This window comes from Bacillus nitratireducens (assembly GCF_001884135.1).
In the GTDB taxonomy this organism is placed as follows: Bacteria; Bacillota; Bacilli; order Bacillales; family Bacillaceae_G; genus Bacillus_A; species Bacillus_A nitratireducens.
In genome coordinates, this window is record NZ_MAOC01000002.1 from 16,965 (window position 1) to 26,238 (window position 9,274).

Consider the following 9,274-nt stretch of genomic DNA (forward strand, 5'->3'; position numbering starts at 1 on the left):
GGTTTACTTAGCAGTTTTACCTTCTTTACGACGAACAACTTCGCCTTCGTAACGAATACCTTTACCTTTATATGGCTCAGGAGCACGTACAGCACGGATGTTAGCAGCAAATTCGCCAACACGTTGCTTGTCGATACCTTTGATTACGATTTTAGTTGGTGCAGGTACTTCAACTTCAAGACCTGCTTCCGGAGTCATTTCTACTGGATGAGAATAACCTACGCTTAAAACAAGTTTATCTCCTTGTTTTTGAGCACGGTAACCAACACCGACTAATTCAAGTCCGCGTGCGAAACCTGCAGTTACACCTTCAACCATGTTTCCGATTAAAGCACGAGTTGTACCGTGTAATGCACGGTGTTCCTTCTGTTCAGATGGACGCTCAACTGTTAGTGTATTTTCTTCAATTTTGATAGACATATCAGCATTGAATTTACGAGTTAATTCACCTTTAGGGCCTTTTACTGTTACAGTATTGTCTTCTGCAATTGTAATAGTAACACCTGCAGGGATTTCAAGAATCTTTTTACCAATACGAGACATGTGGTCACACCTCCGTTCGTTTTAAATATAAATTACCAAACGTATGCTACTACTTCTCCACCAGTTTGTAATTGACGAGCGTCTTTGTCTGTCATTACTCCCTTAGATGTAGAAACAAGAGCGATACCTAATCCGTTAAGTACACGTGGTACTTCATCAGCTTTAGCGTAAACGCGTAAGCCAGGTTTACTGATACGTTTTAATCCAGTGATTACACGTTCATTGTTTGCACCATATTTCAGGAAAATACGAAGGATACCTTGTTTGTTATCCTCGATGTATTCTACATCACGAATGAAACCTTCACGTTTTAAAAGTTCAGCGATCTCTTTTTTGATTTTAGAAGCAGGAACCTCTAATTTCTCATGACGTACCATGTTCGCATTACGGATGCGAGTAAGCATGTCTGCAATTGGATCTGTCATCACCATGTGTTTTACCTCCTTCCCATTTGTGGGTTTTACCAACTAGCTTTTTTAACACCAGGAATTTGACCTTTATATGCAAGTTCACGGAAACAAATACGGCAAAGCTTAAATTTGCGGTATACAGAATGCGGACGACCGCAGCGTTCGCAACGTGTATACTCTTGTACTTTAAACTTAGGAGTACGCTTTTGTTTCGCTATCATAGATTTTTTAGCCACGTTTTCGCCTCCTCTACTTAGCGTTGGCTTCCATTATTTTTGGAATGGCATACCGAATTGTGTTAAAAGTTCACGAGCTTCTTCATCAGTTTTCGCTGTAGTAACGATTACGATGTCCATACCGCGGACTTTGCTTACTTTATCATAATCAATCTCAGGGAAGATAAGTTGCTCTTTAACACCTAATGTGTAGTTCCCACGACCATCAAATGATTTCTTAGAAACACCACGGAAATCACGTACACGTGGTAAAGAAACTGATACTAATTTGTCGAAGAACTCATACATTTGTTGCCCGCGTAAAGTTACTTTCGCACCGATTGGCATACCTTCACGAAGACGGAAACCAGCGATTGATTTTTTAGCACGAGTTACAACAGGTTTTTGACCTGCGATTTGTGTTAATTCTTCTACTGCATTGTCTAAAGCTTTTGAGTTAGATACCGCGTCACCAACACCAGTGTTGATTACGATCTTTTCGATTTTCGGTACTTCCATCACAGATTTATAGTTAAACTTGCTCACTAGAGCAGGAGTAATTTCCTTTTGGAACTTCTCTTTAAGGCGATTCAATGAAGTGACCTCCTTTCTTAAGAAAATTATTTATCTAATAATTCACCAGATTTTTTTGCAATACGAACTTTTTTACCATCTTCTACTTTGAAGCCTACGCGAGTAGGTTCACCTGTTTTCGGATCTAAAATCATAACGTTAGAAACGTGAATAGGTGCTTCTTTAGTAATAATTCCACCTTGTGGATTTAATTGAGATGGCTTAGAGTGTTTTTTAACGATGTTAACACCCTCAACGATAACACGGTTTTGCTTTGGGAAAGCCACAAGGATAACGCCTTGTTTTCCTTTGTCTTTTCCAGTGATTACCTGTACTTTATCACCTTTTTTTACATGCATCTTAATTCTGCACCTCCTTAGCAAGGCAATACCTTAAATTATAGAACTTCTGGAGCTAAAGAAACGATCTTCATGAAGTTGCTATCACGTAATTCACGAGCTACTGGTCCGAAGATACGAGTACCACGTGGGCTCTTATCGTCTTTAATGATAACCGCTGCGTTTTCATCAAATTTGATATAAGAACCGTCCGGACGACGAGCTCCGCTCTTCGTACGTACTACTACTGCTTTAACAACGTCACCTTTTTTAACAACGCCACCTGGTGTTGCTTGTTTTACCGTAGCAACGATAATATCACCAATGTTAGCATATTTACGACCAGAGCCGCCTAATACTTTAATTGTTAAAAGTTCACGTGCACCAGAGTTGTCAGCAACTTTCAAACGAGATTCTTGTTGGATCATGTTATGAAACCTCCCTTCGGACTAAAAATTCCGATTCGTCTATTTAGATAATAACCGCTTCTTCAACGATTTCAACTAAACGGAAACGCTTAGTAGCAGAAAGCGGGCGAGTTTCCATGATTTTAACGATATCGCCAAGTTTCGCTTGGTTTTGCTCATCATGGGCTTTGTACTTTTTAGAATACTTAACACGTTTTCCGTACAAGGAATGAGTTTTGTAAGTTTCAACTAAAACTGTAATCGTTTTGTCCATTTTATCAGACACAACACGACCAGTATAAACTTTGCGTTGGTTACGTTCGCTCACTATGCAAACCTCCCCTCAATTTATCGATTAATTCCGATCTCTCTTTCACGAACTACAGTTTTCATACGAGCAATCGCTTTACGCACTTCACGGATGCGAGTTGGATTCTCTAATTGTCCTGTAGCAAGTTGGAAGCGAAGATTGAATAATTCTTCCTTTAAAGCTTTAACTTTTGTTTCGATTTCGGCAGTGGTTAATTCACGAATATCATTAGTTTTCATTAGATTCACCACCATTTTCTTCACGTTTTACGAATTTACATTTCACAGGTAACTTGTGAGCTGCAAGACGTAATGCTTCGCGTGCTACCTCTTCAGATACACCCGCGATTTCAAACATAATTTTCCCAGGTTTTACTACTGCTACCCAGCCTTCTGGTGCCCCTTTACCGGAACCCATACGTACTTCTAGAGGTTTTGCAGTGTAAGGTTTAGAAGGGAAAATTTTAATCCATACTTTACCGCCACGTTTCATGTAACGAGTCATTGCACGACGAGCAGCTTCGATTTGACGGTTTGTAATCCATGAAGCAGCTTGTGCTTGTAAACCGAATTCACCGAAAGCAATTTCAGTTCCACCTTTTGCACGACCACGCATTTTACCACGATGCTCTCTACGATATTTTACGCGTTTTGGCATTAACATATTATTTTCCTCCTTCCTCAGAAGCTTTCTTTTTTGTAGGAAGGACTTCTCCACGGTAGATCCATACTTTTACGCCTAATTTACCGTATGTTGTATCAGCTTCAACTGCTGCATAGTCAATATCAGCGCGAAGTGTATGAAGTGGAACAGTTCCTTCACTGTAAGATTCTGCACGAGCGATATCAGCTCCGCCAAGACGACCAGAAACCTGTGTTTTAATACCTTTAGCACCTGCACGCATAGCACGTTGAATAACTTGCTTTTGTGCACGACGGAATGATACACGGTTTTCTAATTGACGAGCGATGTTTTCGCCTACTAATTTAGCGTTAAGATCAGCTCTCTTAACTTCTAAAATATTGATGTGTACACGCTTGCCTGTTAATTGGTTAAGAGCTTTACGAAGTGCTTCAACTTCTGTACCACCTTTACCAATTACCATACCAGGTTTTGCAGTGTGAATTGTAACATTTACACGATTTGCTGCACGTTCGATTTCTACTTTAGCAACAGCAGAATCTTTTAAGCGTACAGTAATGTACTCACGGATTTTGATGTCTTCATGTAATAATGTAGCGTAATCTTTCTCAGCGAACCAACGAGATTCCCAGTCACGGATAACACCGACACGAAGACCAATTGGATTAACCTTCTGACCCATCGATTATCCCTCCTTCTTTTCTGATACCACAACTGTGATGTGGCTTGTGCGTTTGTTAATTTGGCTTGCACGACCCATTGCACGTGGACGGAAACGTTTCAACGTTGGACCTTCGTCAACGAAAACTTTTTCAACAACTAAGTTGTTAATATCCATCTCATAATTGTGCTCTGCATTTGCGATTGCAGATTTTAAAACTTTTTCTACAACTGGAGAAGCAGTTTTTGGTGTGTGGTTAAGGATAGCAATCGCTTCACCCACTTGCTTACCTCGGATTAAGTCTACTACTAAACGAACTTTACGAGGAGCAATACGAACTGTTCTCGCTACTGCTTTAGCTTGCATTGAAGTGCCTCCTCTCATTATCTTCTAGTTTTCTTATCGTCAGCAAGGTGACCTTTATACGTACGAGTTGGTGCGAATTCACCTAACTTATGGCCAACCATATCCTCAGTGATGTACACAGGTACGTGTTTACGACCATCATATACAGCGATTGTGTGTCCGATGAACTGAGGGAAGATAGTTGAACGGCGAGACCAAGTTTTAACAACTTGTTTTTGCTCAGATGCAACTAATTTTTCCATTTTGCTCATTAAGTGATCATCGACAAATGGTCCTTTTTTTAAGCTACGAGCCATTTTGGTGCCTCCCTTCGTGATTGGCGTACGGTTCTTGAAGCGAACCGTACTACAATCCCATTATTTTTTACGACGACGAACGATAAATTTATCAGACGCTTTGTTTTTCTTACGAGTCTTGAATCCAAGAGTTGGTTTACCCCATGGAGACATTGGAGACTTACGTCCGATTGGAGAGCGTCCTTCACCACCACCGTGTGGGTGATCAACCGGGTTCATTACAGAACCACGAACTGTTGGGCGCTTACCTAACCAGCGAGAGCGACCTGCTTTACCGATTTTGATAAGTTCGTGTTGTTCGTTACCAACTTGACCGATTGAAGCGCGACAAGCAGATAATACAAGACGTACTTCACCAGAAGTTAAACGTACAAGTACGTATTTTCCTTCTTTACCAAGTACTTGAGCAGATGTACCAGCAGAACGAACTAATTGTCCGCCACGACCAGGCTTAAGCTCGATGTTATGAACAACAGTACCTACTGGAATGTTGATTAATGGTAATGCGTTACCGATTTTAATGTCAGCTTCAGGGCCAGACATAACTTCCATACCTACTTCTAAAGTTTTAGGAGCAAGAATGTAACGTTTTTCACCGTCAACGTAGTTAATTAATGCGATATTCGCAGAGCGGTTTGGATCGTATTCGATCGTAGCAACGCGTCCTGGAATTCCATCTTTGTTACGCTTAAAGTCGATGATACGGTATTGACGCTTATGTCCGCCACCTTGATGACGTACAGTAATTTTACCTTGGTTATTACGACCAGCCTTTTTGCTTAAAGGAGCAAGTAAAGACTTTTCCGGTCTGTCAGTCGTGATTTCAGCGAAATCATTCGTAGTCATGTTACGACGACCGTTAGTAGTTGGATTATACTTTTTAATTCCCATCTCAATTTCCCTCCTTCTTTAGTAAGAATTAAACGCCTTGGAAGATTTCGATTTCTTTGCTGTCAGCAGTTAGCTTAACGATTGCTTTACGACGACGGCTAGTAAAACCAGCGTGACGACCAACACGTTTTGCTTTCGGCTTGTAGTTCATGATGTTTACTTTGTCTACATTAACACCAAAGATCGCTTCGATAGCGTCTTTAACCTCTGTTTTATTAGATTTAACGTCCACGTCGAACGTGTATTTTTTTTCAGCCATCATTTCCATAGAACGTTCAGTGATAACTGGGCGCTTAATGATATCACGAGGATCTCTCATTATGCAAGCACCTCCTCTACTTTTTCCACTGCCGCTTTTGTCATGATTAGCTTATCATGATGAAGCACATCTAGCACATTTACGCCATCAGCAGTGATTACTGTTACTCCAGGGATATTGCGAGCAGATAACTCTACAGATTCGTTTGCATCAGCAGTTACGATAAGAGCTTTCTTCTCAACAGTTAATCCTTTAAGTACTGCTACCATGTCTTTTGTTTTTGGTGCATTTAACACTAGGTCTTCAAGAACTACAATGTTGTTCTCAACTACTTTAGTAGCTAATGCAGATTTGATCGCTAAACGACGAACTTTCTTAGGAAGTTTGTACGCATAGCTTCTTGGTGTAGGTCCGAATACCGTACCACCACCACGCCATTGAGGAGAGCGGATAGAACCTTGACGAGCACGTCCAGTTCCTTTTTGACGCCATGGTTTACGACCACCACCGCGAACTTCAGAGCGAGTTTTTACTTTGTGTGTACCTTGACGTAAAGATGCACGTTGCATCATTACAGCTTCGAAAAGTACAGCTTCATTTGGTTCGATACCGAAAATAGCTTCAGCTAATTCGATTTCACCAACCTGTGAACCAGTTTGGTTATATACAGTAACTTTTGGCATTGGAATTCCTCCTTCCTATTGTGAATTATTTGCTAACCTTCACAGCGCCTTGAACAACTACAAGAGATTTCTTAGCACCTGGAACGTTACCTTTTACTAGTAATAAGTTGCGCTCAGTGTCAACTTGAACGATTTCTAAGTTTTGGATAGTAACTTGGTCTCCACCCATACGTCCAGCAAGTTTTTTGCCTTTGAATACACGGTTCGGAGCAACTGGCCCCATTGAACCTGGACGACGGTGATAGCGAGAACCATGAGACATAGGTCCGCGAGATTGTCCGTGGCGTTTGATAACACCTTGGAAACCTTTACCTTTAGAAATTCCTGTTACGTCAACGATTTCACCTGCAGCGAAAACTTCAACTTTTACCTCTTGACCAACCTCTAATCCGTCCACGTCTGCATCGCGGATTTCGCGAATGAAGCGCTTAGGAGTTGTAGATGCTTTAGCAGTGTGGCCTTGTTCAGGTTTGTTAGTTAACTTTTCACGTTTATCTTCAAATCCTAACTGGATTGCGTTGTAGCCATCAGTTTCAGTTGTTTTCTTTTGAAGAACAACGTTTGGATTAGCAGCGATTACCGTTACTGGGATTAACTCACCGTTCTCAGCAAATACTTGAGTCATACCGATCTTTCTTCCTAAGATTCCTTTGGTCATGAGTTACACCTCCTACATTTTTAAGTTATATAATTTATAGTTTGATTTCGATATCTACACCAGACGGTAAGTCTAAACGCATTAATGAATCTACTGTTTGTGGAGTAGGACTCACGATATCGATTAAACGTTTGTGTGTGCGCATTTCGAATTGCTCACGAGAATCTTTGTACTTATGAACAGCACGAAGAATTGTGTAAATAGTCTTCTCAGTTGGTAATGGGATCGGACCAGAAACTGTTGCCCCAGAACGCTTAGCTGTTTCTACAATTTTCTCAGCTGATTGATCAAGAATACGGTGATCATAAGCTTTTAAACGGATACGAATTTTTTCTTTTGCCATTATTTTCCCTCCTTCGTTCGCCTATTTCTAAAATAGACCTTCTCCATGGAAATTTCCCCACACCATGCCATGGCAAAGCGGCCGGGTGTGTCAGCAACCTTCCACTTCATCGCAGTCAAAGACCAACATTGTCTATTATACAATGTTATTCGTCTAGATGCAAGCATCTTTTTGTTTGCATCTGCTTTTCTCTACTTTTGCTATTATACATGGCACATTAAAGAATTTCAAGTTTTCATCTGTTCTTATTCTACTTACAGTTTTTGGATGTTTCATTTGTTTTTATATACTATAGAAGAAACTCATTCAAAAACAAAAAATGCGTCTCTTTCTTCTATATTAATAAGCAATAAAAAAACTCAAGGGAGAATCCCTTGAGTTTTTAATAATCTATTTAAAGATTACTCAGCAACGATTGTAGCAACTACACCGTAACCTACTGTACGTCCACCTTCACGAATAGAGAATTTAGTTCCCTCTTCGATAGCGATTGGAGCGATAAGTTCGATAGTCATTTCGATGTTGTCACCAGGCATTACCATTTCAGTACCTTCTGGTAATTGGATGATACCAGTTACGTCAGTTGTACGGAAGTAGAACTGAGGACGGTAGTTAGCGAAGAATGGAGTATGACGTCCACCTTCTTCTTTAGATAATACGAAAACTTCAGCTTTGAATTTAGCGTGAGCTTTTACAGAGCCAGTTTTAGCAAGAACTTGTCCACGTTGGATGTCTTCACGAGCAACCCCACGAAGAAGAGCACCGATGTTGTCTCCAGCTTGAGCTTGGTCAAGAAGCTTACGGAACATTTCTACACCAGTTACAGTTGTAGAAGCATTCTCTTCAGCAAGACCGATGATTTCTACTACGTCACCAACTTTAACGATTCCGCGCTCTACACGACCAGTTGCAACTGTACCACGACCTGTGATAGAGAATACATCCTCGATAGGCATTAAGAATGGTTTGTCAGTTTCACGTTCTGGAGTTGGGATGTAAGCATCAACTTCAGTCATTAATTCAATGATTTTTGCTTCCCAATCAGCTTCTCCTTGAAGAGCTTTAAGAGCAGAACCTTTGATTACAGGAATGTCGTCGCCTGGGAATCCGTATTCAGATAATAGGTCGCGAACTTCCATTTCTACTAATTCTAATAATTCTTCGTCGTCTACCATGTCGCATTTGTTTAAGAATACAACGATGTAAGGAACACCTACTTGACGAGAAAGAAGGATGTGCTCACGTGTTTGAGGCATTGGGCCATCAGCAGCAGATACTACTAAGATACCGCCGTCCATTTGAGCAGCACCAGTGATCATGTTTTTAACATAGTCAGCGTGACCTGGGCAGTCAACGTGTGCATAGTGACGAGTTTCAGTTTCGTACTCAACGTGTGCAGTTGAGATTGTGATTCCGCGCTCTCTTTCTTCTGGAGCAGCGTCGATTTGATCGTATCCGCGTGCTTCAGCACCACCAGCTTTTGCAAGAACTGTAGTGATCGCAGCAGTTAATGTAGTTTTACCATGGTCAACGTGGCCGATTGTACCGATGTTAACATGGGGTTTAGAACGTTCGAATTTAGCTTTAGCCATTCTAAATTCCTCCTTAGTTTATATAGGTTATTTTATATTTAGACTAGAAAGTGAAACTTGCGTCCCACTTTCTAAGCTTACATAAGT

The 9,274-nt window shown here is 40.8% G+C and carries 18 protein-coding genes; all 18 read right to left on the minus strand.

What is annotated here, in order from left to right; genetic code table 11:
• Positions 1 to 3: 3 nt before the first annotated feature.
• The 18 genes from rplF to tuf all read right to left on the minus strand — a co-directional run bounded on the left by rplF (position 4) and on the right by tuf (position 9,187).
• Positions 4 to 543 carry a 50S ribosomal protein L6 gene (gene rplF, locus BAU23_RS00140; RefSeq protein WP_000086551.1) on the minus strand — a complete coding sequence of 180 codons (540 nt, stop codon included), beginning with the start codon at positions 541 to 543 and terminating at the stop codon, positions 4 to 6.
• Positions 544 to 575: 32 nt separating this feature from the next.
• Positions 576 to 974: a 30S ribosomal protein S8 gene (gene rpsH / locus BAU23_RS00145; RefSeq protein ID WP_000245511.1), complete on the minus strand. Its 399-nt coding sequence runs from the start codon at positions 972 to 974 to the stop codon at positions 576 to 578.
• 29 nt (positions 975 to 1,003) lie between these two features.
• On the minus strand, positions 1,004 to 1,189 hold the full coding sequence (gene rpsN / locus BAU23_RS00150; protein WP_001085700.1) for a 30S ribosomal protein S14: 186 nt from the start codon (positions 1,187 to 1,189) through the stop codon (positions 1,004 to 1,006).
• 33 nt (positions 1,190 to 1,222) lie between these two features.
• The gene (gene rplE / locus BAU23_RS00155; protein WP_001080830.1) at positions 1,223 to 1,762 is read right to left on the minus strand and encodes a 50S ribosomal protein L5; all 540 of its coding nucleotides are present in this window, start codon (positions 1,760 to 1,762) and stop codon (positions 1,223 to 1,225) included.
• A gap of 26 nt (positions 1,763 to 1,788) precedes the next feature.
• Positions 1,789 to 2,100, minus strand: a complete 312-nt coding sequence (gene rplX, locus BAU23_RS00160; protein ID WP_000558200.1) for a 50S ribosomal protein L24 — start codon at positions 2,098 to 2,100, stop codon at positions 1,789 to 1,791.
• Positions 2,101 to 2,138: 38 nt separating this feature from the next.
• A complete protein-coding gene (rplN, locus tag BAU23_RS00165) occupies positions 2,139 to 2,507 on the minus strand; it encodes a 50S ribosomal protein L14 (protein ID WP_000615912.1) in 369 nt (122 codons plus the stop codon).
• Positions 2,508 to 2,550: 43 nt separating this feature from the next.
• A complete protein-coding gene (rpsQ, locus tag BAU23_RS00170) occupies positions 2,551 to 2,814 on the minus strand; it encodes a 30S ribosomal protein S17 (RefSeq protein ID WP_000004106.1) in 264 nt (87 codons plus the stop codon).
• 20 nt (positions 2,815 to 2,834) lie between these two features.
• Entirely contained in the window at positions 2,835 to 3,035 is a 201-nt protein-coding gene (gene rpmC / locus BAU23_RS00175; protein WP_000855718.1) for a 50S ribosomal protein L29, read from the minus strand.
• Positions 3,025 to 3,459: a 50S ribosomal protein L16 gene (gene rplP, locus BAU23_RS00180; RefSeq protein ID WP_000928969.1), complete on the minus strand. Its 435-nt coding sequence runs from the start codon at positions 3,457 to 3,459 to the stop codon at positions 3,025 to 3,027. Before rplP ends, rpmC begins: the two co-directional genes overlap by 11 nt.
• A 1-nt stretch (position 3,460) precedes the next feature.
• Positions 3,461 to 4,120 (minus strand): 30S ribosomal protein S3, encoded by a 660-nt coding sequence (gene rpsC / locus BAU23_RS00185; protein ID WP_000529958.1) that lies wholly within the window; start codon positions 4,118 to 4,120, stop codon positions 3,461 to 3,463.
• Positions 4,121 to 4,123: 3 nt separating this feature from the next.
• Positions 4,124 to 4,465 (minus strand): 50S ribosomal protein L22, encoded by a 342-nt coding sequence (gene rplV / locus BAU23_RS00190; protein WP_001148024.1) that lies wholly within the window; start codon positions 4,463 to 4,465, stop codon positions 4,124 to 4,126.
• A gap of 17 nt (positions 4,466 to 4,482) precedes the next feature.
• Positions 4,483 to 4,761: a 30S ribosomal protein S19 gene (gene rpsS, locus BAU23_RS00195; protein WP_000124454.1), complete on the minus strand. Its 279-nt coding sequence runs from the start codon at positions 4,759 to 4,761 to the stop codon at positions 4,483 to 4,485.
• 60 nt (positions 4,762 to 4,821) lie between these two features.
• Positions 4,822 to 5,652: a 50S ribosomal protein L2 gene (gene rplB, locus BAU23_RS00200; protein ID WP_000511584.1), complete on the minus strand. Its 831-nt coding sequence runs from the start codon at positions 5,650 to 5,652 to the stop codon at positions 4,822 to 4,824.
• 28 nt (positions 5,653 to 5,680) lie between these two features.
• Entirely contained in the window at positions 5,681 to 5,971 is a 291-nt protein-coding gene (gene rplW, locus BAU23_RS00205; RefSeq protein ID WP_001205557.1) for a 50S ribosomal protein L23, read from the minus strand.
• A complete protein-coding gene (gene rplD / locus BAU23_RS00210) occupies positions 5,971 to 6,594 on the minus strand; it encodes a 50S ribosomal protein L4 (protein ID WP_001127261.1) in 624 nt (207 codons plus the stop codon). The genes rplW and rplD overlap by 1 nt, the downstream gene beginning before the upstream one ends.
• Positions 6,595 to 6,619: 25 nt before the next feature.
• The gene (rplC, locus tag BAU23_RS00215) at positions 6,620 to 7,252 is read right to left on the minus strand and encodes a 50S ribosomal protein L3 (RefSeq protein ID WP_000160209.1); all 633 of its coding nucleotides are present in this window, start codon (positions 7,250 to 7,252) and stop codon (positions 6,620 to 6,622) included.
• A gap of 34 nt (positions 7,253 to 7,286) precedes the next feature.
• Positions 7,287 to 7,595: a 30S ribosomal protein S10 gene (gene rpsJ / locus BAU23_RS00220; RefSeq protein ID WP_001040595.1), complete on the minus strand. Its 309-nt coding sequence runs from the start codon at positions 7,593 to 7,595 to the stop codon at positions 7,287 to 7,289.
• 401 nt (positions 7,596 to 7,996) lie between these two features.
• On the minus strand, positions 7,997 to 9,187 hold the full coding sequence (tuf, locus tag BAU23_RS00225) for an elongation factor Tu (protein ID WP_001029616.1): 1,191 nt from the start codon (positions 9,185 to 9,187) through the stop codon (positions 7,997 to 7,999).
• Between the last annotated feature and the right edge of the window lie 87 nt (positions 9,188 to 9,274).

Excerpts from the sequence above, each read along its gene's own strand:
- rpsJ (WP_001040595.1), bottom strand. The coding sequence starts at position 7,595 with ATGGCAAAAGAAAAAATTCGTATCCGTTTAAAAGCTTATGATCACCGT.
- rplC (WP_000160209.1), bottom strand. The coding sequence starts at position 7,252 with ATGACCAAAGGAATCTTAGGAAGAAAGATCGGTATGACTCAAGTATTT.
- rpsC (WP_000529958.1), bottom strand. The coding sequence starts at position 4,120 with ATGGGTCAGAAGGTTAATCCAATTGGTCTTCGTGTCGGTGTTATCCGT.
- rplX (WP_000558200.1), bottom strand. The coding sequence starts at position 2,100 with ATGCATGTAAAAAAAGGTGATAAAGTACAGGTAATCACTGGAAAAGAC.
- rplB (WP_000511584.1), bottom strand. The coding sequence starts at position 5,652 with ATGGGAATTAAAAAGTATAATCCAACTACTAACGGTCGTCGTAACATG.
- rplN (WP_000615912.1), bottom strand. The coding sequence starts at position 2,507 with ATGATCCAACAAGAATCTCGTTTGAAAGTTGCTGACAACTCTGGTGCA.
- rpmC (WP_000855718.1), bottom strand. The coding sequence starts at position 3,035 with ATGAAAACTAATGATATTCGTGAATTAACCACTGCCGAAATCGAAACA.
- rplF (WP_000086551.1), bottom strand. The coding sequence starts at position 543 with ATGTCTCGTATTGGTAAAAAGATTCTTGAAATCCCTGCAGGTGTTACT.
- tuf (WP_001029616.1), bottom strand. The coding sequence starts at position 9,187 with ATGGCTAAAGCTAAATTCGAACGTTCTAAACCCCATGTTAACATCGGT.
- rpsS (WP_000124454.1), bottom strand. The coding sequence starts at position 4,761 with ATGGCTCGTAGCTTAAAAAAAGGACCATTTGTCGATGATCACTTAATG.
- rplD (WP_001127261.1), bottom strand. The coding sequence starts at position 6,594 with ATGCCAAAAGTTACTGTATATAACCAAACTGGTTCACAGGTTGGTGAA.
- rpsH (WP_000245511.1), bottom strand. The coding sequence starts at position 974 with ATGGTGATGACAGATCCAATTGCAGACATGCTTACTCGCATCCGTAAT.
- rplW (WP_001205557.1), bottom strand. The coding sequence starts at position 5,971 with ATGAGAGATCCTCGTGATATCATTAAGCGCCCAGTTATCACTGAACGT.
- rplV (WP_001148024.1), bottom strand. The coding sequence starts at position 4,465 with ATGCAAGCTAAAGCAGTAGCGAGAACAGTTCGTATTGCTCCTCGTAAA.
- rplP (WP_000928969.1), bottom strand. The coding sequence starts at position 3,459 with ATGTTAATGCCAAAACGCGTAAAATATCGTAGAGAGCATCGTGGTAAA.